This window comes from Sphingopyxis sp. MWB1 (genome assembly GCF_000763945.1).
GTDB lineage: Bacteria > Pseudomonadota > Alphaproteobacteria > Sphingomonadales > Sphingomonadaceae > Sphingopyxis.
On record NZ_JQFJ01000002.1, the window covers coordinates 739,042 to 764,305 of the forward strand.

Annotated in this window: 27 protein-coding genes; 13 read left to right on the forward strand and 14 right to left on the reverse strand. The window is 62.2% G+C overall.

All coding sequences use genetic code 11. The annotated features are described in order from the left end of the window. Positions 1–30 precede the first annotated feature (30 nt). The 3 genes from JV18_RS0104400 to JV18_RS0104410 all read left to right on the forward strand — a co-directional run bounded on the left by JV18_RS0104400 (position 31) and on the right by JV18_RS0104410 (position 2,657). Positions 31–903 carry a class I SAM-dependent methyltransferase gene (locus JV18_RS0104400; protein WP_033073560.1) on the forward strand — a complete coding sequence of 291 codons (873 nt, stop codon included), beginning with the start codon at positions 31–33 and terminating at the stop codon, positions 901–903. Between the two features lie 93 nt (positions 904–996). Next, on the forward strand, positions 997–1,341 hold the full coding sequence (locus JV18_RS0104405; protein ID WP_033073561.1) for a RidA family protein: 345 nt from the start codon (positions 997–999) through the stop codon (positions 1,339–1,341). A gap of 308 nt (positions 1,342–1,649) precedes the next feature. Then, a complete protein-coding gene (locus JV18_RS0104410; RefSeq protein WP_235302860.1) occupies positions 1,650–2,657 on the forward strand; it encodes a GGDEF domain-containing protein in 1,008 nt (335 codons plus the stop codon). A 76-nt stretch (positions 2,658–2,733) separates the two neighbouring features. Here the strand turns inward: JV18_RS0104410 and JV18_RS0104415 are convergent, their stop codons facing one another. From JV18_RS0104415 to coxB, 10 genes are all read right to left on the reverse strand, one after another. Beyond that, complete coding sequence (locus JV18_RS0104415; RefSeq protein WP_033074943.1) at positions 2,734–3,612, reverse strand: class I SAM-dependent methyltransferase; 879 nt, start codon at positions 3,610–3,612, stop codon at positions 2,734–2,736. A gap of 4 nt (positions 3,613–3,616) precedes the next feature. Further along, positions 3,617–5,014 (reverse strand): threonine synthase, encoded by a 1,398-nt coding sequence (thrC, locus tag JV18_RS0104420; RefSeq protein ID WP_033073563.1) that lies wholly within the window; start codon positions 5,012–5,014, stop codon positions 3,617–3,619. Positions 5,015–5,040: 26 nt separating this feature from the next. Next, entirely contained in the window at positions 5,041–5,682 is a 642-nt protein-coding gene (locus JV18_RS0104425; protein ID WP_033073564.1) for an SURF1 family protein, read from the reverse strand. Beyond that, positions 5,666–6,109 carry a DUF983 domain-containing protein gene (locus JV18_RS0104430; RefSeq protein ID WP_081944678.1) on the reverse strand — a complete coding sequence of 148 codons (444 nt, stop codon included), beginning with the start codon at positions 6,107–6,109 and terminating at the stop codon, positions 5,666–5,668. Before JV18_RS0104430 ends, JV18_RS0104425 begins: the two co-directional genes overlap by 17 nt. Continuing rightward, complete coding sequence (locus tag JV18_RS0104435; RefSeq protein WP_033073566.1) at positions 6,069–6,944, reverse strand: cytochrome c oxidase subunit 3; 876 nt, start codon at positions 6,942–6,944, stop codon at positions 6,069–6,071. Before JV18_RS0104435 ends, JV18_RS0104430 begins: the two co-directional genes overlap by 41 nt. Before the next feature lie 81 nt (positions 6,945–7,025). Continuing rightward, entirely contained in the window at positions 7,026–7,583 is a 558-nt protein-coding gene (locus tag JV18_RS0104440) for a cytochrome c oxidase assembly protein (protein WP_052072062.1), read from the reverse strand. Between the two features lie 2 nt (positions 7,584–7,585). Beyond that, entirely contained in the window at positions 7,586–7,738 is a 153-nt protein-coding gene (locus tag JV18_RS15475) for a hypothetical protein (protein WP_200879068.1), read from the reverse strand. Continuing rightward, entirely contained in the window at positions 7,735–8,667 is a 933-nt protein-coding gene (locus tag JV18_RS0104445) for a heme o synthase (protein WP_033073567.1), read from the reverse strand. Before JV18_RS0104445 ends, JV18_RS15475 begins: the two co-directional genes overlap by 4 nt. A 162-nt stretch (positions 8,668–8,829) precedes the next feature. Further along, complete coding sequence (gene ctaD / locus JV18_RS0104450) at positions 8,830–10,497, reverse strand: cytochrome c oxidase subunit I (protein WP_033073568.1); 1,668 nt, start codon at positions 10,495–10,497, stop codon at positions 8,830–8,832. A gap of 15 nt (positions 10,498–10,512) precedes the next feature. Beyond that, positions 10,513–11,544: a cytochrome c oxidase subunit II gene (gene coxB, locus JV18_RS0104455; protein WP_033074945.1), complete on the reverse strand. Its 1,032-nt coding sequence runs from the start codon at positions 11,542–11,544 to the stop codon at positions 10,513–10,515. Between the two features lie 230 nt (positions 11,545–11,774). Between coxB and pyrE the strand changes: the two genes are divergently transcribed. The 5 genes from pyrE to JV18_RS0104480 all read left to right on the forward strand — a co-directional run bounded on the left by pyrE (position 11,775) and on the right by JV18_RS0104480 (position 15,566). Next, the gene (gene pyrE, locus JV18_RS0104460) at positions 11,775–12,362 is read left to right on the forward strand and encodes an orotate phosphoribosyltransferase (protein WP_033073569.1); all 588 of its coding nucleotides are present in this window, start codon (positions 11,775–11,777) and stop codon (positions 12,360–12,362) included. Then, the gene (locus tag JV18_RS0104465; RefSeq protein ID WP_033073570.1) at positions 12,359–13,090 is read left to right on the forward strand and encodes a pyridoxine 5'-phosphate synthase; all 732 of its coding nucleotides are present in this window, start codon (positions 12,359–12,361) and stop codon (positions 13,088–13,090) included. Before pyrE ends, JV18_RS0104465 begins: the two co-directional genes overlap by 4 nt. 121 nt (positions 13,091–13,211) lie before the next feature. Beyond that, positions 13,212–13,616: a holo-ACP synthase gene (gene acpS / locus JV18_RS0104470; RefSeq protein ID WP_033073571.1), complete on the forward strand. Its 405-nt coding sequence runs from the start codon at positions 13,212–13,214 to the stop codon at positions 13,614–13,616. Further along, positions 13,616–14,458, forward strand: coding sequence for a signal peptidase I (gene lepB / locus JV18_RS0104475; RefSeq protein WP_033073572.1), 843 nt, complete (start codon positions 13,616–13,618; stop codon positions 14,456–14,458). The genes acpS and lepB overlap by 1 nt, the downstream gene beginning before the upstream one ends. 10 nt (positions 14,459–14,468) lie before the next feature. Beyond that, positions 14,469–15,566 carry an AI-2E family transporter gene (locus JV18_RS0104480; RefSeq protein WP_033073573.1) on the forward strand — a complete coding sequence of 366 codons (1,098 nt, stop codon included), beginning with the start codon at positions 14,469–14,471 and terminating at the stop codon, positions 15,564–15,566. 33 nt (positions 15,567–15,599) lie between these two features. On the opposite strand, the gene JV18_RS0104485 is transcribed toward JV18_RS0104480, so the two are convergent. Both JV18_RS0104485 and rpsU read right to left on the reverse strand, forming a co-directional pair. Further along, the gene (locus JV18_RS0104485; RefSeq protein ID WP_033073574.1) at positions 15,600–16,112 is read right to left on the reverse strand and encodes an FKBP-type peptidyl-prolyl cis-trans isomerase; all 513 of its coding nucleotides are present in this window, start codon (positions 16,110–16,112) and stop codon (positions 15,600–15,602) included. A gap of 198 nt (positions 16,113–16,310) precedes the next feature. Continuing rightward, positions 16,311–16,517 (reverse strand): 30S ribosomal protein S21, encoded by a 207-nt coding sequence (gene rpsU / locus JV18_RS0104490; protein ID WP_003047635.1) that lies wholly within the window; start codon positions 16,515–16,517, stop codon positions 16,311–16,313. Between the two features lie 269 nt (positions 16,518–16,786). Here rpsU and JV18_RS0104495 point away from each other — a divergent pair, with 269 nt between their 5' ends. Next, the gene (locus tag JV18_RS0104495) at positions 16,787–17,551 is read left to right on the forward strand and encodes a class II aldolase/adducin family protein (protein WP_033073575.1); all 765 of its coding nucleotides are present in this window, start codon (positions 16,787–16,789) and stop codon (positions 17,549–17,551) included. Positions 17,552–17,581: 30 nt separating this feature from the next. Here JV18_RS0104495 and JV18_RS0104500 read toward each other — a convergent pair whose 3' ends face one another. Next, on the reverse strand, positions 17,582–18,070 hold the full coding sequence (locus JV18_RS0104500; protein WP_033073576.1) for a DUF2938 domain-containing protein: 489 nt from the start codon (positions 18,068–18,070) through the stop codon (positions 17,582–17,584). A gap of 125 nt (positions 18,071–18,195) precedes the next feature. Between JV18_RS0104500 and JV18_RS0104505 the strand changes: the two genes are divergently transcribed. From JV18_RS0104505 to JV18_RS0104515, 3 genes are all read left to right on the forward strand, one after another. Further along, the gene (locus JV18_RS0104505; RefSeq protein ID WP_033073577.1) at positions 18,196–18,747 is read left to right on the forward strand and encodes a (2Fe-2S)-binding protein; all 552 of its coding nucleotides are present in this window, start codon (positions 18,196–18,198) and stop codon (positions 18,745–18,747) included. Between the two features lie 111 nt (positions 18,748–18,858). Continuing rightward, a complete protein-coding gene (locus JV18_RS0104510; RefSeq protein WP_081944817.1) occupies positions 18,859–19,653 on the forward strand; it encodes an RcnB family protein in 795 nt (264 codons plus the stop codon). 140 nt (positions 19,654–19,793) lie between these two features. Next, positions 19,794–21,074 (forward strand): metal-dependent hydrolase family protein, encoded by a 1,281-nt coding sequence (locus tag JV18_RS0104515; protein ID WP_033073579.1) that lies wholly within the window; start codon positions 19,794–19,796, stop codon positions 21,072–21,074. Between the two features lie 249 nt (positions 21,075–21,323). Here JV18_RS0104515 and JV18_RS0104520 read toward each other — a convergent pair whose 3' ends face one another. After that, entirely contained in the window at positions 21,324–23,918 is a 2,595-nt protein-coding gene (locus JV18_RS0104520; protein WP_235302867.1) for a putative bifunctional diguanylate cyclase/phosphodiesterase, read from the reverse strand. 219 nt (positions 23,919–24,137) lie between these two features. On the opposite strand from JV18_RS0104520, the gene JV18_RS0104525 reads away from it, so the two are divergent. Next, complete coding sequence (locus JV18_RS0104525; protein ID WP_033073580.1) at positions 24,138–25,181, forward strand: fatty acid desaturase family protein; 1,044 nt, start codon at positions 24,138–24,140, stop codon at positions 25,179–25,181. Positions 25,182–25,264 lie beyond the last annotated feature (83 nt).

Below are 25,264 nucleotides of genomic sequence, written 5' to 3' on the forward strand. Positions count from 1 at the left end.
TGCAAATCATTCGCAAAAGGGAGCCAAGCCATGACCGAGACCGCCGCCACGCAAACCCATGACTGGAAAGGCGATGCGGGCGACCGCTGGGCCGCCAATCTCGCGCGGCTCGACCTGATGCTGGCGGATTTCGGAACGGCGGCGCTTGCGGCTGCGCGGCCTGTGCCCGGCGAAAAGGCGCTCGACATTGGCTGTGGATCGGGAACATCCACCTTTGCGCTCGCCGACGCCATCGGTCCGCAGGGACGGGTCGTGGGGGTCGATATTTCGCAGCAGTTGATCGACCTCGCCGCAGCCGAAGCCGCAAACGAGGCGGCGCCCGATCGCGCGCCCATCGACTTTCTCTGCGCCGATGCAGCGACGGCGGACATGAAAGGCGGGCCCTATGACCTGCTCTTTTCCCGCTTTGGCGTGATGTTCTTTGAAGAACCCGTCACCGCCTTTGCCCATATGCGCCGCGCGCTGGCGCAGGACGGGCGCATCGCCTTCGTCTGTTGGCGCAGTGCGGCAGAGAATGACTGGGTCCGCCTGCCGCTGGGCGCGATCAGCCATATTCTGCCCCAGCCCCCGGCCAACCCGACCGCGCCCGGCCCCTTTGCCTTTGGCGATGCCGAGTATCTGCGCGACATATTGACCCATGCGGGCTTTGAGCAGATTGGTATCGAACCGTTCGACACCCCCATCTCCTACGGGCAGGGCGCCACGCGCGAGGCCGCCGTCGATGACGCGCTCGATATGGCGATGGCGGTTGGCCCGCTGTCGCGCGCGCTTGCCGATCAGCCACCGGAGATTTGCAACAAGGCCGCCAAGGCCGTGCGGGCGGCCTTTGCCGAGCGTCCCGGCGATACATCGGTGCTGATCGATGGCGCGGCCTGGATCGTGACGGCGCAGCGCGGCGCATAGCCCATGCTTATAATGCGCGCATCAAATCGACTTGGGCGCGCGCTGTGCGGCGGACTATGATCGCCTTCTTCACACGCTGAAAAAGGATATCCGATGTCGACCCCGCCGCTTTCTCCCGCCCGCACTGCCGGATCGCTGGTTTTCACCTCGGGCCAGCTTGCGCGCGGCCCCGATGGCGCGCTGGTCGAGGGCGGGATCGAGGCCCAGGTCGAACAGACGCTCGCCAATCTGATCAAAATATTGGCGAGCGAGGGCTGCACGCCCGCCGACGTCGTCAAAGTGACCGCCTGGCTGACCGACGCGGCTTATGGCGCAGCTTTCAATGACGTCTATCGCCGTGTTTTCGATGCGCCCTTCCCCGCACGATCGACCGTCGTGTCCGATCTGCTGGCACCGGGTGCACTGGTCGAAGTTGAAGCGATTGCCCTTCGCCCCTGACGGCCTGGAGGCGCTGCTACCGGCGCCTCCACCGTCAGGAAAATAGTCATCAGCGATTGTTGCAATAGCAATAAATCCAGAAAGGTGACTTGAAAATAGGGATGTTATTACTCGCCTCGCCCGGATGGTGGCATAATTATATCCAAAATGGATTGATCATTCCATTTTCGACTTAAATATTGCCCGCATTGCCCGTTAAATGGCGCATGACCATGACTGCGACATCACGCCAAAAGCCGGTGGGGCGGCTCTTGGACTGGCTGGGGGGCCGTCGCTCTCGCTCCACTCCATCGGCGATGGAGGGGGGCATGCGGCGTCTGTCGCGGGAGGCGCGGCACGAACTGGCGCAGGCCATCACCTCCTTTCTGGTTGAGCAGGACCTCGACATTTCCGCCGCCAACCTCGCGCTGGCGCACGCGGTTTTCTCTGGCGCAAATCCGCGCTTGGCCCAGATGATCAGCAGCCGGCTTCACGCAGGCGAGCCCATCACCCAGCGCTGGCTCGACGAGCTCATCCACGAAGAGGCCCGACGCCAAGATCAACCTGATATTGAAAAGCTGATGGCGCGGCTCGAACGAAATCTCGATACGTTTCAGACACACACGCATGCTGCCCGACGCGTAACCACCGACTATGGCAGCGAATTGGAGCAGCATGTCTCTGACCTTGAGGAGGTTCAGCAGACGGGACGCATCGTGTCCAACCTCGCCGGACTTGCCCGCGCGATGCTTGAGCGGACGCGCAAAGCCGAAGAAGAAATGCGGAAGGCCGAGGAGGAAGCCAAGGCGCTCCGCCGCAGTCTGGCGCGCGCCAAGCGCGATGCGGAAATTGACCATCTGACAGGCCTGCCCAACCGGCGCGCCTTCGAAACCCTCCTCGAACGCCATTATGGCGAGGCTCGGGAAAGCAAGGAGCCGCTGACCGTCGCCTTTTGCGACATTGACGAGTTCAAGCGGGTCAATGACGTTCACGGCCATGCGGCGGGGGACCGGGTCATCAAGCTGATTGCCGATACGCTCGCCAAAATCTCGAACGACCATTGTCATGTCGCGCGCCATGGCGGCGAAGAATTTGTCATGCTGTTTCGCGGTCTGACGCCCGCCGATGCCGCAAAGCGGCTTGATGAAGCGCGTGAAGAATTGGCCAGCCGCCGCCTGATCAATCGCAAGACCGACGAACCTTTTGGCCAGATTACCTTTTCGGGCGGGGTCGCCGACGTGTTTGGCCATGAAGATGCACGCGCCGCGCTGAAAGCCGCCGACGGCGCGCTGTATCGCGCCAAGCAACAGGGGCGCAACCGCATCGAACTTGCCTAAGAGCTACCGTGGGGGGACGCTGTGGACGGTCGCTTGCTGGCCGTCCACAGTTGTTTCAGCCCTTGATCAATCGGCCTTACCGGCTCCAGCGCGCAAAAATCGCCGTAGGCAGGAGGAGGCCGCGCGCTTCCTCGCGCACCGCAAGCTCGCCGCATTCCACCTTGCCGGGAAGATCGGCAAAAAGCTGTGCAACCAGCTCGCCAATCGCCAGCGCCGACAAACGCACGGCATAAACGGTCAGGAACAGCGCCCGGCTGTCGGCGTCGAGCAATTGGCGGCAGTCGGCGAGCAGCGGCGCAAGCCCCTGCTCCAACTGCCAGCGTTCGTTATTGGGGCCGCGCCCGAATTTAGGCGGGTCGAGCAAAATCGCGTCATAACGGCGCCCGCGCCGCACTTCGCGCGCGGTGAACTTGCCCGCATCATCGACGATCCAGCGGATCGGCTTGTCGGCCATATCGGCCAGAGCCGCATTCTCGCGAGCCTGCGCCACCGACTTTTTCGAGGCATCGACATGGGTGACCGCCGCGCCCTGTGCGGCAAGCGCCTGGCTCCCCACCCCGGTATAGCCAAACAGGTTGAGGAACGCCGGGTCCGCCTTGTCCGCCACCTGTGCGCGCAGCCAGTCCCACACCGGCGCCATGTCGGGGAAAAAGCCCAGATGCCGAAAGGGGGTGCAACTGGCGGTAAAGGCAGTTTCGCGCCAGCCCAGCGGCCAGCCCTCAGACGGAACGGGACTTTCAAAATACCAGCGCCCGCCGCCATCCTCGTCCGAGGCGGGTAAAAATTCCCCATCGGCGGCGTCCCACTCGCTGGCCGGAAGGGCGGGTTCCCACATCGCCTGCGGTTCGGGGCGGATGAAACGATAGGGGCCATAGCGTTCGAGCTTGCGCCCGCCGCCACTGTCGATCAGGCCATAATCGTCCCAGCCCTCCCCCACCAGGGTGACGAGAGGCAGCAGATCAGCCATCGCGCGCCACCGCCAATATATGCGCCTTCACCGTTTCATAATCGCCGGGCAGTCGATCATAACGCTCCTCGCGCTCGAACAAATTGCCGAGCCGCGCGGGTAAGGATGGCCGCACGCCTGTTGCGCGCTCGACCGCCTCGCGAAACTTTGCCGGATGGGCGGTCGCCAAGGTGACAATGGGAATATGCGCATCCACATCAGCGGCCCGCGCCGCCGCCAGCCCGACCGCGCTATGCGGATCGATAATCTGGCCGCCATGTTCCTGCGCCCAGCGGAGCGCGAGCGCCATATCGTCGCCGTCGATGCTCGCGCTCGAAAAGAGCGCCCGCGCTCCGGTGAGCATATCTTCGGGGATGGTCATCGCGCGATTGGCGTCGAAATCCGCCATCATTGCACGGATAGCCGCGCCGTCGCGCCCCGACAGGTCGAAGAGCAAGCGCTCGAAATTGCTGCTGACCTGAATATCCATGCTCGGCGTCGCAGTGGGCGTGACCATCCCCGCGCTATAGTCGCCGTTCGACAGCGCACGATGAAGAATATCGTTGACGTTGGTGGCGACGATCAGCCGCGCGACCGGAAGCCCCATTTGCGCGGCGACATAGCCCGCGAACACATCGCCGAAATTGCCGGTGGGAACGCTGAAGGCCACTTCGCGGTCCGGCGCACCCAGCCGCACAGCGGCGTAGAAATAATAGACGATCTGCGCCATCAGCCGCGCCCAGTTGATACTGTTCACCGCCGACAGCGTGACCTGTCCGCGCGCTTCTTCATCGCCGAACAGCCGCTTCACCATCGCCTGCGCATCGTCGAAACTGCCGTCGATGGCGATATTGTGAACATTGGGGGCAAGCACCGTCGTCATCTGCCGCCGCTGGACATCGCTGACGCGCCCTTCGGGATGGAGCATGAAGATACGGATATGCTCGCGCCCCGCCACTGCCTCGATCGCCGCCGATCCGGTATCGCCCGAAGTGGCGCCGACGATAGTAATATCCTGATCGCCGCCGCTCAGGAACTTTTCGAACAATTGGCCGAGCAGTTGCAGCGCAACGTCCTTGAACGCCAGCGTGGGGCCGTGGAAGAGTTCGAGCAGCCAATGGCGATGGTCGAGCTGGACCATCGGCGTGATCGCATCATGGCTGAACCGGCCATAGGCGGCCTTGCACAGATCGCGCAGCTCGTCTTCGGACAGCACGCCCGCAACGAAAGGCGTCATGATCCGCACGGCGGTTTCGACATAATCGAGGCCTGCCAGCGCCCGGATTTCGTCCGCCGACAGCTTCGGCCATTGCGCGGGGACATAAAGGCCGCCGTCGCTGGCAAGCCCGGTAAGGGTGGCGGCACGAAAGTCGAGGGTCGGCGCAGAGCCGCGAGTGCTGATATAGTCCATGACCAAAAGCGCCTAGCGGCGGCAGGTCATGGCCGCAAGCGGCGGCGCACCGCCAGTGCATAGATTATCAGCGCCGCGGCGGCGAAAAGAAACCATTGCACGGCATAGGCCAGATGATTGTTGGGCACATCGGCCGCCGACGGCACCGCGCTGGGACGCAAGTTCGCGGTCGGCACATCGGCGACCAGCATCGCTCGCGCAGGCGTGGCCCGCCCGGTCAGCCGCTCGATCAAGCTCGCCTGTTCGGGACCGGGAACGATCGTTCCTTCGACAATCCCGCCAGTCCAGTCGGGCGGGGTGAAATCATCGGAACTGCCGACATCGACCAGCACCCCCGGTCCTTCGGCTCCCGTGCGGCAATCGGCGATCATGCGAATGCCCGCCCGCCCCTTGCGGTCGCTGCCGCTGCGCGGTTCCCACTCCACCGGCTCCAGACAGGAAACACTGCTCTTGCGATAGAACATGTCATCGGGCACCGGCGGCAACACCGGAAAGGTCACTTTCTCGGTCAGCGCGCTGTTGCGCTCATAAAGCGTGACCAGCGCCTCTTTTTCAGCCTTGCGCTGTAATTGCCACATGCCCAGCGCGACCATGATCGCCGCCGCCGTCACCACCAGCAACGTGGGAATCAACGGCCAGCGGATTTTGCGGTCAGCTGTCTTGGTCATTCTCGCTATCCTTCGGGTGGGTGCCTACCATGCTGGCAGCCCGCGCATAAACGCCTGCAGCGCGGGCCAAGCGCACGGCATAGATTATCGAGGCCATCGTCAAGGGAACCCACAGCAGAAGCTGGAACCAAAGCGGCGGTTGCCACAGGAGATCGAGCAGCAGCGCGATGACGATCAAAACGGCCGCGGCGAGGAGCGGCCCGAAAGCGGCCCGGCGATTTCCTGCTGACCCCCCTCCGAAATCAAGCCCGCATGTCGCACAATTTTGCGGCATTTGCGCCAAATCTTCAAACAGGCTGCGCGCCCCGCATCCCGGGCAAAGACCGAAAAGGGCAGCGCGCCATAATGGCGGCTGCCCCTTTTCGACAGGATCGGCCTTGGCCAAATCAGTGTGCGGCGACCGGTGCGCCCCAACCGCCCCATACATAGATGATGATGAAGAGGAACAGCCACACCACGTCGACAAAATGCCAATACCAGGCAGCGGCTTCGAAACCGAAATGCTGCTTGGGTGTGAAATGGCCCTTATAGGCGCGCACCAGACAGACGATCAGGAAGATGGTGCCGACCAGCACGTGGAAACCGTGAAAACCAGTCGCCATGTAAAAGGCCGAACTGTAATTGCTGCCACCAAAGCCCCAGGGTGCATGCATATATTCATAGGCCTGGATCATCGAGAAGATGACGCCGAGGATGATCGTCGCCCACAGACCTTTTTTCAGCCCGTCGCGGTCGCCATGGATCAGCGAATGATGCGCCCAAGTGATGGTGGTGCCCGAACAGAGCAGGATCAACGTGTTGAGCAGCGGCAGCGACCAGGCGTCGATAACTTCAATGCCCTTGGGCGGCCATTGGGCAATGGTTTCCGCGCCGTCCTGACCGAAAAGCGAGGTAATCGCACCATCGGCATATTCGATGGGAACGGGGAAGAGCGAAAAGTCGAACCACGCCCAGAACCAACCGACGAAGAACATGACTTCCGATGCGATGAACAGGATCATCCCGTAGCGCAGATGAAGCTGGACCACCGGCGTATGGTCGCCCGCATGCGCTTCGCGAATGACGTCGCCCCACCAGCTGAAGAAGGTGAGAATCACGCCCATGATGCCCAGGCCGAGCACCCAGACGCCCGCGCCGCCAAAATAATCGGCGTGCATCGCCATGACGGCGCCGAAAAACATCACCATCGCAGCGACCGAGCCGAACAGCGGCCAGACGCTGGGGTTTACGAGGTGATAATCGTGATTTTTGGCACCGGCCATATCGCTTTTCCCGTTTGTTGCCCCAGCGTTGCGATTCCCCATCACCCGCCGGTCTTTGATTAAGACTCTTTGTGTGCGGCCTTAGCTTGCCTTTTTGCCCTCGTCCACAGGGTAGAAGGTATAGCTGAGCGTGATTTCCTGGACATCGCGCGCATCGGGATCGTCCATGATCTTCGGATCGACGAAGAAGAGCACCGGCATGCGCATTTGCTGTCCCGGCTCCAGCCGCTGCTCGGTAAAGCAGAAGCATTGGATCTTGGTGAAATATTTACCCGCCTGCGTCGGCGTGACGTTGAAGGCCGCGGTGCCCGTGATCGGCTGCGACGAATTATTTTCGGCAATATAAATGGCCATGTCACGCGCGCCAATGCTCACCGTGTCGCGCGGATGCTCCGGGCGAAAGCTCCATGGCAGATCGGGTGAAACATTGGCGTCGAACCGCACCGAAATAGTGCGGCTGAGCACCGGCTCGCTTCCCTCTGCGGCTGCGGCGGCGTCATAGCGCTGGGTTGTGCCGCCAAATCCGGTGACGCGGCAGAAAAGATCATAAAGCGGCACCGCGGCAAAGCCGAGCCCAACCATCGCCGCTGCCAGCAGCGCCGCAAGGCTCGCCGTTTTCGCATTGGACGACAGGGCAATCTTCACTGGAAAATTTCCATCTTGGCTATCGTGATGAAGAAAAAGAGAATGGCAAGTCCGCCCAGCATCCACGCCATCATATTGGCGCGGCTGCGCTGGCGGCGGCGATATTCGGCCTCGTCAAAAGGCTCCTTGGGGGGCTGCTCTTGGGTCATAGGGTCCACATTTGATCGACGACGACGGCGCCGAAAAGGATGAAAAGATAGGCGATGGAAAAGGCGAACAGCCGCTTTTCCGGTTTCAGGGCATCGCCCTCACCTGCGCGGCGCAGTCCCACCTGCGCCGAAAAGATCACGAACAGCGCCGACAGGATGGTGGCGGTCCAGCCGTAAATGGCGCCCGTCACGCCGAGCGCCCAGGGGGCGACCGCCGCTGCCGCCATGATGATGGCATAGAGCAATATCTGTCGCCGCGTCGAACGCTCGCCCGCAACAACCGGCATCATCGGGATGCCAGCGGCGGCATAATCGGAGCGCACGAACAGCGCGAGCGCCCAGAAATGCGGCGGCGTCCACAGGAATATCAGGAGGAAGAGCAATACCGGCAGCAGCGCCAGCGATCCCGTCACCGCTACCCAGCCGATCAGCGGCGGGAAGGCTCCCGCTGCCCCCCCGATAACGATATTCTGCGGCGTCCGCGGCTTCAGCCACATGGTATAGATGAAGACGTAAAATAGGATGGAGACGGCCAGCAGCAGCGCGGCCTGCCAATTGGATGCGAAAAGCATCAAAAAAACCGAGAAAGCCGCCAGCCCTACGCCAAACTGCAATGCTGTCTGCGGGTCGAGCCTTCCTGCAGGAAGCGGGCGCCCGGCGGTGCGCTTCATTTTCGCGTCCAGCCCGGCCTCATACCATTGGTTGAGCGCCCCCGAGGCCCCCGCGCCCAGCGCAATCGCCAGAATCGAAGCGAAAGCGAGCACCGGATGCTTGGCGCCCGGGGCCGCGAGCAAGCCGCACAGCGCGGTGAAAACCACCAGCGACATGACACGCGGCTTGGTCAGCGCAAACAAATCGCGCCAATCCGCCGGCAGCCCCAATTCGGCAGCGGCGGCTGCCTGTGATCGAGCATGGCCGTTCGGCGTCATAATATTTGCAAACCTATCAAAACGAATGCGGTCAGGCCAGCGGTGAGAATCCCCGCTGCCTGACCCCCATCGCCGATCGGGCGGCTCACCCCGGCCCGGAACCCGCGAGCGAAAAGCGCCCACTTGTCCCGGAACCGGAGGTTATCCGTCCGCATGCTCACATCAGGCGATGCGCGGCAGTTCGTTGAACTGGTGGAAGGGCGGCGGGCTCGACAGCGTCCATTCGAGCGTTGTCGCACCTTCACCCCACGGATTGTCGGCGGCCTTCTTGCCCGCGAACAGCGACCAGCCGATGTTCAGGAAGAAGAAGAGCATCCCGACGCCCATGATGACATAGCCATAGGAGGAGATGAGATGCCAATAGGCATAGGCCTCCGTATAGTCGGGATAGCGACGCGGCATACCCTGCTGCCCCAGGAAATGCTGGGGGAAGAAGAGGATATTCACGCCGATGAAGAAGATCCAGAAGTGGAGCTGCCCCAGAAACTCGCTGTACATGCGGCCCGACATCTTCGGGAACCAGTAATAGAAACCGGCAAAAAGCGAGAAGACCGCGCCCAGCGACAACACATAGTGGAAGTGGGCGACCACATAATAAGTGTCGTGCAGATTGGTGTCGACGCCGCCGTTGGCCAGCACGACGCCGGTCACGCCGCCGACGGTAAACATGAAGATGAAGCCCAGCGACCAGACCATCGGGGTCTTGAAGCTCATCGAACCGCCCCACATCGTCGCGATCCAGCTGAAGATCTTGATGCCCGTCGGGACCGCAATAACCATCGTCGCGGCGGTGAAGTACATCTTCAGATTGACGCTCATGCCGACGGTGAACATGTGGTGCGCCCACACGATGAAGCCGACGACGCCGATCGCGACCATGGCATAGGCCATGCCGAGATAACCGAACACCGGCTTGCGGCTGAAGGTCGAGATGATCTGGCTGACGATGCCAAAGCCCGGCAGGATCATGATGTAGACTTCGGGGTGACCGAAGAACCAGAAGAGATGCTGATAAAGCACCGGATCGCCGCCGCCCGTCGCATCATAGAAAGTGGTGCCGAAGTTGCGGTCGGTGAGCAGCATGGTGATCGCCGCCGCCAGAACCGGCAGCGCAAGCAACAGCAGGAATGCGGTGACCAGCACCGACCAGACAAACAGCGGCATTTTGTGCAGGGTCATGCCCGGCGCGCGCATGTTGAAAATGGTGGTGATGAAGTTGATCGCACCGAGGATCGACGCCGCGCCCGCAAGATGGAGCGAGAAAATCGCGAGATCGACCGCCGGCCCCGCCGATCCGCTGGTCGACAAGGGGGCATAGACCGTCCAGCCGGTGCCCGCGCCCAATCCGCTGCCGCCCGGCACGAACATCGACGCAACCAGCAGCATGAATGCCACAGCCGTCAGCCAGAAGCTGACATTGTTCATGCGCGGGAAGGCCATGTCCGGCGCACCAATCATCAGCGGCACGAACCAGTTGCCGAAGCCGCCGATCATGGCGGGCATGACCATGAAGAAGACCATGATAAGCCCGTGGGCGGTAATCATGACGTTCCAGAAATGCTTGCCCTGCACATCGCCTGCAGCAGGGTCGAACCACTGCGCCCAGCCCGTCAGATACTGGATGCCCGGCTCGGCGAGTTCGAGGCGCATCATGCCCGAAATCACGCCGCCCACGATCCCCGCGATAATCGCGAAGATCAGATAGAGGGTGCCAATATCCTTATGGTTGGTCGACATGAACCAACGGACGAAAAAGCCCGGCGTATCATGGTCGTCATGCGCATGATCATGCCCGTGGGCGGTGGGTGCAGTCGCTGCAATATCGGTCATCTGTCGGACCCCTTATTAGCTTTTGACAGCCGGAGCAGCGGCAGGTGCCGCAGCGGGGGCTGTATCAATCGTCGTGGTGGCTGCCGGAGTCGCGGTGGCAGGCGCGGCAGATGCCGCCTCTTCGCCGCTGGGATTTCCACCCTTGGAACGGACCCAGGCCTCCCACTTGTCCTGCGGCAGAACTTCGACGGCAATCGGCATAAAGCCATGATCCACGCCGCAAAGCTCCGAACATTGGCCGTAATAAACACCGACTTTATTGGCCGTGAAGGTCGTTTCATTCGCCCGGCCAGGCACGGCGTCCATCTTGGTCCAGAAGGCAGGAACGGCAAAGCTGTGGATCACATCGGCGCCGGTGATGATCAGCTTCACCTGACGACCGACGGGCACGACCATGCGGTTATCGACGGCAAGCTGATAGGGCTCTCCTGCCGCCTTTGCCTCGGCTTCGGGCAGCATTTTCGACACATATTCGCCAATGCCCTGATCGGGATAGGCATAGCCCCAATACCATTGGTAGCCAGTGACCTTGATCGTCAGCGCGTCCGCTTTGGGCGGCTCATATTGCGCCGCGAGCAAACGGATCGACGGCACGGCGACCAGCGCCAGGATCAGCACGGGAATGCCCGTCCAGATGATTTCGATGAAAGTATTGTGCGCCGTTTTCGACGGCACCGGGTTCGCCTTGGCGCGATAGCGCACGATAACCCAAAGCAGCAAGCCGAGCACCAACAGCGAAGTCAGCGTAATGATCGGGAGCAAAATCGCATGATTAAACCAATAGGCCTGCTCACCGACCGGGGTCACCTGCGGCTGAAAATCCAGACCGGCGCTGACCGGCTGCCCCACGCCTTCAGCCGGCTTCAACGGCACATAGGCCGCATCACCCGCCGCAGCGGCACTTTCTTCCGCGACCGGCGCAACCTCTGCGTCCGGATTCGCCATTGTCGTCGCAACCGGTGTTTCCACCGGTGCCTGCGCTTGCGCCGCGCCCATGGCGCCGAGCGACAAAGCCGCTGCGATTACAAGGGTTTTCAAGCTCTTCATAAGAATCGTGCCGCCCGTTGCCTGTTGTTCTTTATGCGGTTCAGCCCACCCTTCCCCCAGACCCGGATCAAAGTCCGGACAGCCGGCGACAGGCTGAATCTCGCCGGGGCTATAGACCCGCTTGCCGCTTGCCTCAAGCATCTCTAACACTATTTTGTGGCGGGCAATCTCCGTCACCCCTTCCGGCTGCCTTGGCGCCGCAATTATATGGACAAGAAGAATTTTCCCCGATGACTGATGAAGAAATATTGGCCGAGTTTCGTGCCGCCGAAGCCTTGCTTCAGGGGCATTTCCTCCTCTCCTCCGGCCGTCACAGCGAATATTATCTACAATGTGCCCGCGTCCTGATGGACACGGAGCGGGCGGGACGGCTCGCGGTCGCGCTGGCCGCAAAACTGCCCCGTGACTTGCGCCAGGCGATTGATGTGGTGATTTCGCCAGCGATGGGCGGGGTGATCATCGGCCATGAAATGGGCCGCGCGCTGGGCAAACCCGCGATGTTCGTGGAGCGCCCCACGGGCACGTTCGAATTTCGCCGCGGCTTTGCGCTGGCAAAGGGCGCAAAGGTTCTGATGGTCGAAGATGTGGTCACCACCGGTCTTTCCTCGCGCGAAGCGATGGAAACGGTGCGCGCGGCGGGCGGGGAGATATTGGCCGAAGCGGCGCTGGTCGATCGTTCGGCGGGAACGGTCGATCTTGGCGTTCCCTTTTATCCGCTCGTCGCGATCAATTTCCCGACCTATGCGCCCGACGCCCTGCCCCCTGAACTTGCGGGAACCCCTGCAGTCAAGCCTGGCAGCCGGAGCATCGCAGCTTGACGGATCGCCTGCGCCTTGGGGTCAATATCGACCATGTCGCGACGATCCGCAACGCGCGCGGCGGCGATCACCCTGATCCCGTGCGCGCGGCAGAAATCGTCGCGGCGGTTGGCGGCGATGGCATTACCGCACATCTGCGCGAAGACCGCCGCCATATTCGTGACGACGATCTGGCCCGCATTCAGGCCGCAACCGACCTGCCGCTGAATCTGGAGATGGCGGCGACCGACGAAATGCTGGAAATCGCGCTGCGCCACAGCCCCCATGCCGCGTGTATCGTTCCCGAAAAGCGGGAGGAACGCACGACCGAGGGCGGGCTCGACGCCGCGGGGCAACATAACCATCTGGCGCCAATCGTATCGCGTCTGTCCGACGCGGGCATCCGCGTCAGCCTGTTTATCGAACCCGACGCACGCCAGATTGAGGCGGCGATGCAACTGAAGGCGCCGGTGGTCGAATTTCATACCGGCCGCTATGCCCATGCCACCGGCGAAGAACGCGCCGCCGAACTGCGGCGCATTGCCGATGCGGCAGCGCTGGCGTGGAAAAATGGCATAGAGCCGCATGCAGGACACGGCCTGACCTATGAAAATGTCGTGCCTGTGGCCGCCATTCCGCAACTCGCCGAGCTCAACATCGGCCATTATCTGATCGGCGAGGCGATCTTCACGGGGCTGGAAGATGCCGTGCGCCGGATGCGCATGCTGATGGACGAGGCGCGAGGGTGAATGTGATGCATCTTCGTCGCCCCCGCCCAGGCGGGGGCCGCTGGCAGCATTGCCCTGCATCCAAGGAGCAGGCCTCCCACGCCCCCCGCCTTCGCGGAGGTGACGGCCTGTTGGGGCTGTCATGATCATCGGTCTCGGCTCTGATCTCTGCAATATCGAGCGTATTCAGGCGTCTCTCGACCGTTTTGGCGAACGCTTCGAACAGCGCGTCTTTACCGATATCGAGCGTGCCAAGGCGGCGCGGCGGCCTTTCACCCGCGCGGGCACCTACGCCAAGCGCTTTGCCGCCAAGGAGGCTTTTTCCAAGGCCGTCGGCACGGGCTTCAAACGCGGGGTGTTCATGAAGGATATCGGCGTCGTCAACGCCCCTTCGGGCGCTCCGACGCTTGCGCTGACCGGGGGCGCGGCCGAACGGCTCGCCGCCATGATCCCGCCGGGGCATAGCGCGCATATTCACCTCACGCTGACCGACGATCATCCCTGGGCACAGGCTTTCGTCATCATCGAAGCGATCAAGGACCAATAATGAAAAGCGAAAAGCGCCGCGACGACGGCGGCTGGGGCAGGCTGATCCGCGACATCGTCGCGATCCTGCTGCTGGTGTTGTTCATCCACAGCTGTGTGGCCAAGCCCTTTTATATCCCGTCGGATTCGATGATGCCGACGCTGCGCAACGGCGACCGGCTGATCGTCAGCAAATATCCCTATGGCTGGTCCTATGCCTCGGTCAGCTTTCACCTCGCGCCGCGCATGGAAGGACGTCTGTTCGGAAAAATGCCGGAGCGCGGCGATATTGTGGTCCTCGAACATCCCGAAATGCGCGTCGATTATATCAAGCGGGTGATTGGCCTGCCCGGTGACCGCATCGAATTGCGCGGCGGAGAGCTCAGCATCAATGGCAAAGCCGTAAAGCGCGAGGTTCAGCCGATGCTGTCCATTCCTGTCGATCTCAATACGCCGGGGCCGCAAAGCAGTCTGCATCGCTTCATCACGCGCAGTGCCGATGGCAAACCGGTGCTCGAACTCCCCATCGTTCGCGAAACACTGCCCGGTGGGGCGAGTTTCGATACGATCGACATGGGGCGCGGCTTCCCCACCGATGATTATGGGCCGATCACCGTTCCAGAGGGCCATCTCTTCCTGATGGGCGATAACCGCGACGGCAGCGCCGATAGCCGCGCGCCGACAGCTGCCAAGGGATTGGGCGGCTCCGTCCCCTTTGATTCCATTGCGGGGCGGGCCGAGTTCATCAGCTTTTCGACCGATGGAACGGCAAAATGGTATAATCCGTTAAGCTGGTGGCAGGCGCTGCGTCCGAATCGCGCGGGCGTCAATTTGCGCCCCGATCAGGATGGCGCGGGCGAATAGGAGCCGGGGCATGAAAAAGGGCGAGGTACGGAGCGAAGCCCCCGGGCCCACGGAAATCCGCAGCCACCTTGTCCGCAACGAGGTGCTGAAGGCCGGCGTGTGGCTGGGTATGGCGCTTTTTATTGGCGCCTGCATCATCCTTATTCAGCCGATTTTGCTGATTTTCGCCGGGATTGTCGTGGCCTCGATGCTCGACGGGGGCGCCCGCCTGTTGGGCCGCGTCTTGCCTGTCGCCCGCGCGTGGCGGCTGCTGATCATCTGCATGTCGCTGGTCGCCTTTCTTGGCTGGGCCATCCTGTTCGCCGGGTCGCAGATCGCCGATCAGGCCGCCACCCTCCAGCAAGTGGTGATGACCCAGATCGAGCGGCTCGCCGCGTGGGCCGGGGATCATGGGCTGGGCAATGTCGAAATCGACGCCAAGACGGTTTCCGACAATATTGCCGGCACGGTGGGCCGCGTAACCGCGGCGGTGGGATCGCTCGTCGGGGCGCTGACCAGCCTCGTCATGATCGTCGTGCTCGGCATTTTCATCGCGATCGAGCCGCGCCTTTACGAACGCGGGGTCGCCTGGATGCTTCCCATGAAGATGCGCGACGATTTTTACATCACCACCGCGCGCATGGGCTTCACCCTGCGCCGGCTGATGGCGGGGCGTCTGCTGGGCATGGGGGTGGAAGGCATTGGCACCTGGCTGCTCTGCGCGCTTGCCGGGGTGCCGATGGCGGCGCTGATGGGCCTCCTGACCGGGCTTCTGGCCTTTATCCCCAATATAGGCGCCATCGTTTCGGGCATATTGCTCATTCTCGTCGGTTTTTCGGCAGGCCCCGACGTCGGCCTCTATGCCATCATGATTTATTTGTTCGTGCAGACGGTCGATGGCTATCTGATCGTGCCGATGGTCGCCAAGCAAACGGTCGATCTGGCCCCCGCGCTCGTGCTGGGGGCGCAAATATTGCTGGGGGCGCTGCTCGGCATATTGGGCCTCGCTCTCGCCGACCCCATTGTCGCGATGATCAAGGTCGCGCTGGAACGCGAGGCCGAGCGCAACGCCTGGGCCGCCCCCGGCGCCGGTGAAGCGGACAAGGAAAAGGCGACCGGATCGGCCTGACCCGGTCGCCCTCCTGTCACAAACCCCAAAGGATCAGGGCTGCGGCGCGCCTTCGCCCGAGGGAGCGCCGCCTTGTTGCATCATCTGTTGCTGCTGCATCATCTGCTGCATCGCGCGCACTTCGGCTTCACTACGGAAGTCGAGCAGTTCCACGTCGAAATGCAGGGTACTGTTGGCAGGTATCGGACCGGTCGCCTGATTGCCATAGCCAAGCTGCGGCGGAATGCTGATCTTGTATTTGCCGCCCTTTTGCATGCGGGTCAGTGCCTCCGAAAAGCCGGGAACAACCCCGGCGACGGGCATTGGCGCCTGCTCATTGGCGTCAAAAACGGTGCCATCATCAAGGCGGCCTTCATATTTGACGAGCACGACGTCGGCGACCGTGGGGCTGGGGCCACTGCCCTCCTTCACCACTTCAAAGCCGATGCGCGGGGTTACTTGATAGGCAAAGGCCGCCGCGGTTCCCAGCAGGGCCAGGATTCCGATCCACAGCAGCCACAGGCCGCCCTTGCTTACCGGACGCAATGGAACCGTCGTCACACTCATCTTGTCATCCTTCCGCTGCTCCTGGACGGAGCGAAAATCTCGGCGCCGCTATAGGCGGAGCAGCGCAACAGGGTCCAGAGGCAATTGCGCAGCGCCCCGGCCAGAAAAAACGGGCCAGCAAACCCCTCGCACCAACGAAAAAGGGCGCCGCATTGCTGCAGCGCCCCTTTACGATCAGGATCCCGAACGGGAAACGTCTTACTTGATGCCGTCGCGTTCCATCCGCTTGCGCTCCATCTTGCGGGCGCGGCGAACGGCGGCGGCGCGCTCACGCGCACGCTTTTCGCTGGGCTTCTCATAGTGACGGCGCAGCTTCATTTCGCGATACACACCCTCCCGCTGCAGCTTCTTCTTGAGCGCGCGAAGGGCCTGGTCGACATTATTGTCGCGAACGATAATCTGCATACGCCGTGTCGTCTCCTGTTCGTCAAACGGCCATTTGACCCCGGACCGTATCCGGTTCGCATGACTCGCCGATATTCGGGCAATAAAAAGAGCGCCGCGAACTCGCGACGTTCGAATGCCGTGCCAATAAAGAGATTCGCGCCAAAATGCAAGCGCCGCGCGGCAAACCCCGCCAAAAGGCGCCGCAAACGCCCCGCACAGGATTGTCGAGGCGCCCTCCCCTATGCCATAGGTAGCAGGAGAAAACCGAAAAAAGAGAGGATCAGGCGATGGCGACCCAGCTTAAGCACAACAGTAAATATAGCGAACCCGAATGGACGGCCCGCCAGGAACTCGCCGCCTGCTACCGGATTTTCGCGATGATGGGCTGGGACGAGATGATCTTCAACCACATCACGGTGAAGGTGCCCGATGAAGAGGGCAGCTATCTGATCAACCCCTATGGCATGCATTTCAGCGAAGTCTCGGCTTCCAGCCTGATCAAGATCGACATTGACGGCAACAAGGTCGACGCCGACAACCCCTGGCATGTGAACAAGGCCGGCTTTGTCCAGCACAGCCTGTTTCACCGCGCGCTCGACGATGCCCATGCGATCATCCACACCCATACAACAGCGACCATGGCGGTCTGTTCGGTCGAGGGCGGATTGCAGCCAACCAATTTTTATGCCTGCAACTATATTGGCCAGATCGCCTATCATGATTTTGAAGGCATTACCGTACGCGAGGAAGAGGGCGAGCGGCTGCTGCGGAATCTGGGCAACAAACGCATCCTAATGCTGAAAAATCACGGCCCCGTCGTGATGGGCCGCACGCTGCCCGAAGCCTTCATCAAATATTGGGCGCTGCAGCGCGCCTGCGAGATCCAGCTTGCGACCGCCAGCATGGGCAAAGCGGTGATGATCGGTGAGGATGTGGTGAAGGTCCATCAGCGCGACCTTCATATGGCGCAAATCCCCGGCGGTGCCGGCAAGGCTGAATTTGATGCCATGGTGCGCAAGATCGACAAGATCGATACGAGCTGGCGCGAATAGGCTGGCCGTTTCAGCCTTTGCCGCAGAGGCTCAGGCGCGAAGCCAAGCCAGCGCTAGCGCCGCACCATAGAGGCCAAGGCCAAAGATCATGTGCGAAATCAGGCTCGTCATCCGCGCCCGCGCGGGGTTGGGCGTTTTGGCAGCGGCTACCCCCGCCCCCATGGCAGGCTGAAGGATAAAAAAGGGCGCCAAGACCGTCGCAACCCCCACGGCCAGCGCGGGCAAGAGCGTGGGCTGCATCGCCCAGTCGCGCCCGGCCAAAATCAGCAGCAGGGCGGCGAAACCAATGCCAATGGCATAATGCGCCGCCCAGCCGAGAGCGCGCTCACCCCGACGCGGGGCAGCCGCGGCGATATTCTCATGACGCCATCGCCCCTCCGCCATATGCGCGATCCAGCGCCCCACCATGGCCCAATTGGGGCGCGTCAGGCCCAGCAGCCTCTCGGCGGCTATCGCCCACAGGTCGAGCAGCAGCGTTGCGCCCACCCCTATTCCCGCCGCATAGCCCAAAAATTCCATGTTCGCTCCCCTTTCTTACCGCGATATAACATATCATTTAGGCATTGCTTTCCGGCTATCAACCCCTTGGGCGCTTTGCCCATTTGTCATTGACAGCGAGGGGTTGAAGAGGCTTCACCCGCTGCATGACACGCTTTTCGGTCAATGATCGCCCTATCGAATATCGCATGGCCCCCGACACACCGCTGTTATGGGCGCTGCGCGATGCTTCGAACCTGACCGGAACCAAATATGGGTGCGGCACGGGCGAATGCGGCGCCTGTACCGTCGATATCGACGGTGAGCCTATCCGCAGTTGCCTTGTCACCATTGCCGAATGCGAAGGGCGTTTTGTCACCACGATCGAGGGGCTGTCGCGCGACCGCAGCCATCCGGTGCAGCAGGCATGGGTTGCCGAACAAGTGCCGCAGTGCGGCTTTTGCCAATCGGGCATGATCATGGCGGCGGCGGCACTGCTGCGCTCCAACCCCGACCCCAGCGATGCCGACATTGACGCCGCAATCACCAATATCTGCCGCTGCGGCACTTACCCCCGCATCCGTGATGCCATTCGCCTCGCCGCGCGGGTACTTCGCGGGGAAGAGCGCATCGCCGCGGCACCTCCGCCGGGCATTCGGCCCGCCGACGCCGCGCGCGAAGTTCCGGCATTGGCTCCCGCAGACCCGCCGGAAAGCTGAACGCCAGACAACCGACAGGTTCAGGCGCGACTCATCCCGCCCCATCTACAACCCGGCTCATCTGACCCGCAGTAGCTGTGGCGCGGCGGGGGCCAGTCGGAGATGACGAGCATGAAAAGATTATTCGGAGGGTTGCTGATCGCAGCCACAATGTGGACGCCCGTTGCGCCCGCCGCGGCGCAGGCCAATGGAGAGCGTTTCCAGATCGCCCAGCGCGGCGAGCGAAGCGAAAGGGGCCAGCGCGGCCGCGAAATGCGACGTCCGGAAATACGCCGCGATACCCGCACCCCGCGCTCCGACACGCCCCGCGCCGAACGACGGGACCGCAGTGAACGACGGGAACGGCAGCGCAGCGCCGAGCGTGATCGCGCACGCAACCAGCGCCCCGATCGCGCCCATGACCGCAATCGCGATGGCCGCGTTGATCGGCGCTGGGACCGCAATCGCGACAATCGGGTCGATCGACGCTGGGACCATAACCAGAATGGCCGCGTCGACCGCCGCTGGGACCGTAACCGTGACGGACAGCTCGACCGCCGCTGGGATCGCAATGGCGACAACCGGGTCGATCGTCGCCACTATGGCGAGGATCGGCGGGAATGGAATCGCGAATGGCGCAAGGACCGTCGCTATAACTGGCGCGATTACCGCTACCGGCATCGCAACTATTACCGGATGCCGCGCTATCATGCGCCCTATCGCCATCACCGCTATACCCGTTTCAGCATCGGGTTCAGCCTGGGCTCGCTTTTCTATGGCCAGCGTTACTGGGTCAACGATCCCTGGCGCTATCGCCTGCCGCCCGCTTACGGCAATTTCCGCTGGGTGCGCTATTATGACGATGCCTTGCTCGTCAATATTCGCTCCGGACGGGTGGTTGATGTGATCCATGATTTCTTCTGGTAATATTCCTTTCGGTTACCGGAATTGACACTGGGTCGGCGGCGACGCCGGCCCTTTTTTGTGGGCCATTTGCGCGGCGCCCCTAATCCGCTTGCGCTTCTCCCGCTCCCTTGGCACGGTGAGCCAATAACAGGGGAGAAATCATGCAAAAATCGGGTTTTCTGGCATTGGCTGCAGCGATGGTGGCGCTGGGCAGCGGCGCGGCCGCGGAGGCGAAGACCATGGTCATCTACGCCGGGCGCGTCATCACCGATCCGGCAAAACCCGCGCAGGGCCTGTCCACCATCGTCGTCACCGATGGCCGCATCACCGCCATTTCTCCCGGCCGCGCGCCGACGCCTGCCGATACAGAGGTCGTCGACCTTTCGGACAAGACCGTCCTGCCCGGCCTCATCGACCTGCATGTCCATCTGACCGGCGATCCCGGCGGCGATTATCGCAATGAAGCGGTGGAGCCCGATGAATGGGGCGTAGTGGTCGGCGTTAAAAATGCCGCGCTGACGCTGAAAGCGGGTTTTACGACGGTGCGCGAGGCAGGGTCGGGCCAGTACAGTGCCTTCTCGCTTCGCCGCGGCACCGCGCAAGGCTTCATCGAGGGGCCACGCATCATAGCGGCAGGCCCCGCCCTCTCCATCGTCGGCGGACATGGCGACATCACCGGATTTCGCGAGGATGTCCATGATGTGCTCGACGCGGGCTATACCTGCACCGGCGCGGTCGAATGCGCTGAAAAGGTCCGCAAGGCCTCGCGCGCGGGGGCCGATATCATCAAGATCACCGCAACCGGGGGCGTCTTGTCGCAGCAGGGGCGCGGGCTGGAGGGGCATTTCACCAGCCCCGAATTGCAGAGCATCGCCGACACGGCGCATTCGCTGGGGCTGAAGGTCATGGCCCATGCCCATGGCGCACGCGGGATCGAAGCGGCGGCGGCGGCAGGGATCGACACGATCGACCATGGCACCTTTGCCGACGACAACGCGCTCAAGGGGATGAAGGCCAAGGGCAGCTATCTTGTGCCCACGCTGATGGCCTTTGAGGGCATTCGCGAGCGGCTGGGCAAGGGCATTTATACGCCGACGGTCGAAAACAAGATCCGCATGACGCTGGGCGAGGTCGGCAAGGCAGTGACCCGTGCCAGGGAAATGGGCGTGCCTGTCGCGTTCGGCACCGATGCCGGGGTGTTCGAGCATGGGCGCAACGCCAGCGAATTTGCGCTTTTGGTCAAGGCGGGGCTTAGCCCGCGCGAGGCGCTGGCGAGCGCTACCACGGTGGCGGCCAAGGCCTTGTCGATGGAGGATGAGCTGGGCCGCATCGCGCCGGGGATGTCGGCCGACATGATCGCCGTTTCGGGTGATCCGCTATCCGATATAAGCGTTTTGGAGGCGGTGGACTGGGTGATGGTGCGGGGCCGGGTCGCGAAATAGCGCCTCTTCCCTCTTCCTTTTTGAGGTGCGGATGTTTGCGAAAGTACCGCGCAGCGTAAGGTGGGAAGGTACCGGAATTTAGATTTTTTGTTTTTTAGCAGCTAGTTACGGAAATTCTGGAGGTTTCCGCTTAGGGCTGATGTGCCCGAAGCCGGGGGGAGCGACCGAAAGGCGGGTCCCGGGTCAGGCCCGCGACGACGAGACCGGGTCAAGCCCGGGATGACGAGGCCACGGGGGACAGGATTGCCCCTAGGCAGCCCGGCCTACCCGGGAACGGGCGCCGCCGGCGCGGGTTCCGTGGCCCGATAGGCCGATTACGGCGTCGATATCAATCGCCTCGGCAAATTGAATGCCGACGCGATTATCGCTTGCCCAGCGCGCCTCGGCGTCGATCAGCATCCCCGGCGCAAATTCCAGCCGCAGCGGGGTGCCGACCGGTACGTTCCACAGTCCTTCGATCTGGGCGCCGCGCGAGGATATGTTGCGGACGATCGCTTCCTGCGCTCCGCCGCCCGGCTGATGAACCTTGATCGTGCGGAAGGTGGTGCGGCGCGGCTCCCGCGCGCTTTGATAGCCGCTCGCGCTGACCTGACCGTGGCGTTCGGCCAGCAAGGCCTCGATGGCGTCGAGCGTCATCGGCTTGCCGTAGATATAGCCCTGAACATGGCTGCATCCCAATTCGCGGATCAAGGCCAGATCATCGTGGGTTTCTACCCCCTCGGCCGTTGTTTCCATGTTGAGCGCGGTGGCGAGGCCGACGATGGAGGAAATGATCGCGGCGTTCATGCTGTCGCGGTCAGCGGCGCCGAGCACAAAGCTCTGGTCGATCTTGATCTTGTCGAAAGGCGCCTTTTTCAAATAGCCCAGCGCCGAATAGCCCGTGCCGAAATCGTCGAGCGCCAGCCGGACACCGGTGCGCTTCAGCTTTTGGAACATTTCCAGATTTTCGAGGCTTTCGTCGAGGAAAATCCCCTCGGTGATTTCCAGTTCCAGCTGTTCGGGACGAATGCCCGCCGAGGATACGGCGTTCATGATGATCGACGGCAGCTTTTCATTGGCAAATTGACGCGGCGAAACATTGACCGCGACACGATAATCGGGACCCAGCCGCGCGATGGTCGCGCAGGCGGTGCGGATGATCCATTCGCCGATGGGAACGATCAGATTGGATTCTTCGGCGATGGGGATGAATTTTGCCGGGCTGATCACCTCGCCATCGCCGCGATGCCAGCGGATCAAGGCTTCAAAGCCTGAAACCCGCTCGGTCCGCACATCGACAATGGGTTGATAGAGAAGCTGAAGTTCATCGCGCATCAGCGCCTCGCGCAGCGCATCTTCAATGGCTTTGCGCTCGCTCGCCTGATTATGCATCGCATCGGCATAGAAGCGATAGACGCCGCGCCCGGCATCCTTGGCGGCATAAAGCGCCAAATCGGCGTTGCGGATCAGCGCCGACGAAGAAACCCCTTCCCCTTCGGACACGGCGATACCGATGGATGAGCCGATCCGTATCTGTTCGCCCTCAATGGCGAACGGCTTGGCCAACGTGAGAATGATGGCGTTGGCCACCCCCGCCAGCTTTTCCGGCTGGATAATCTGGGGGAGGACAATCTGGAATTCGTCACCGCCGAGGCGCCCGACCTGCCCCTTGTCCCCGACAATCTGCGTCAGCCGCGCCGCGACCTGCTGCAACAGCTGGTCGCCCACGGGGTGCCCCATGGTGTCATTGACCGCCTTGAAACGATCAAGATCCATCAGCAGCAACGCGCAAGGTTGGGGCTGTCCCATATGATTTTTAAGCGACCGTTCGAGCAGGTCGTTGATATGCAGCCGGTTCGCTAGACCGGTCAGCGTGTCATAACGGGCAAGCTGGTTAATCTCCCGCTCTGACTTTTTCTGATCGGTGAGGTCGGTGCCGCTGCCGCGAAACCCCTGGAAATTTCCCAGCTCGTTGCTGATCGGCTGGCCGGAGATCGACCACCAGCGTTCCTCGCCCGGCGCCGCCGCCTGCACGGTCAATTCCTTGAACGGGGTGCGCGAGGACAGGCTGAAGCCCAGCGTGCGCTCCTCATTATCGTCCTTGCCGACGCGCTTGCGGATGATGTTGGTGAAGGGACGGCCCAATATTTCGTCGAGGGGCTTGCCCAGCCGCGCCGAAATGATCGGCGAAATATAGACGAGCTGGCCATAGCGGTCGGTTTCCCAGAACCAGCCGCGTCCCGCTTTTTCAAAGTCGCGCACGAGATTGAGCGCGCGTTCCTGTTGCGTGATCGCCAGGCGACTGGCGCGGGTCGCGCGCCGCTGGTGCCGCATATCCTCGCGCATCATCACGATCAGCAGGCCAAGGAAAACAAGACCGGCGAGCGCAAAGGGCCAAGAGGCGACCCCGACCGCCCCGCCGAGCGCGGTGGCGCCCGCAAAGCCGAAAAAGGCCGGACGGGCAATTGCCACCGCCGAGGCGGCAACAAGCAGGGTTCCCAGCTGAATCGCCGCAAAAGCGTCGAAAAACGGCCCCCCATCGGGCACGGCAATGGCAGCGCAGGTCGCCGCTGAATTCAGGAAGGTGCCGGCAATCACCAGCCCCATTGTCAGCATCGCCCCCTGGCGCAAGCGTTTGGGCGGCGCGGTCTTATGCTTTCGTCCAATCTGCCCGGCGACGGCGAGAATCAGGTCACAGCCGAGCCCGACCGCCATCACCAGCCATTCGGCCCAATGATCGAGAAACCCCGCGACCCCCGGCACAAAGGCAAAAATGCAGAAGGCCAGCGTGCGGGCGAGCAGCACATAATGCCAAAGCTGCGCGACGCGTAGCAAGCCCATCACCAGCGCGGGCGAATCGAACACGCCGTCGCCTTCCCGCACTTCGTCTATCGCAGGCCGTTTTATTTTACGCCGGGCACCCACTTGTTCACTCGTTCCTGACTTAAGCTTCCCTTTCACCTCTGTGGGAACAGGGTTTCGAAATCCTTACTTTTGTTCGTCCAAAGACCCGGAAAAGCCATCGGATTTGTCCCAAAATGGAAATGCTTTCGTTTCGCTTTGCAACTTGATATATTCTCTACCATGGCTGCTGTACGTTTACTCCCCCCGAACAAGTTTTTCAGCCGCGAAGAATGGGCCGAAATCACCCGCCTTTCGCGCTGGAGAGGGCCGTGGATGGTCGCCCATGCCTGGCTGGTGAGCATCGCGCTCGCGGGGCTGGCCGCCTGGACACAAAATCCCGTCGCATGGATCGTCGCCATCGCCTTTATCGGCGGGCGACAATTGGGGCTGGCAATCCTGATGCACGAGGCGGCGCATGGCGCGCTGCACCCCAATCGCAAGATCAATAATTCCCTCGGCCAATGGCTCGCGGGGGCCGCGGTGGGGTCCGACCTGATCGCCTATCGCACCTATCATCTGCAGCATCACAAATATACGCAGCAGGCCGAAGACCCCGACTTGTCGCTGTCCAAGCCCTTTCCGACGACCCGCGCCAGCCTGGGGCGCAAGATTGTCCGCGACCTGACGGGGCAGACATTTTTCAAGCAGCGGACGGCGCAATTCGCCTATGCTTGGACCGGGCTGCGCGCGCTGCTGCGCGGCGATGGCCCAGGGAAAGGCGAAGGCAAGCGGGGGGGCAGCACCCGCGCGGGGACGGTTTTCAACAAGCAATCGGACGATGGGGTGACTTCGCCGACGCAGGATGTGCCGGGCACCATCGCCGTGGCCAGGGCAACAGGGCGCTTCCTGCTGGTGCAGATGCTTCTGCTCGCTTTATCGCTTGCTTTTTATGGCTGGACGCCGTGGCTGTTGTGGATCGTAAGCCTGGCGACGACCTTCCAGCTCTACCTGCGGATCCGCAATATCGCCGAACATGCCTGCACGACCACCGGCAGCGAAGACCCCTTCACCCATGCGCGCACCACCTATGCCGGCTGGCTGGAACGGGCGACGGTCGCGCCCTATTGGGTCAATTATCATGCCGAGCATCATCTGTTCATGGGCGTGCCCTGTTACCGCCTGCCCCGGCTGCACGCCGCACTGAGGGATGCGGGCAAGCATGACGCCATGACGATCGCGCCGGGCTATCTGGCAGTGGTGCGACAGGTGACGGCGCAGGGGTGACGGGACTGACGGGGCCGGGATTATCTCCGGCCGTTCCATCTTGCGCCTATAGCAGAGGGGCTCCCGTTTTCGCGGGAACACAA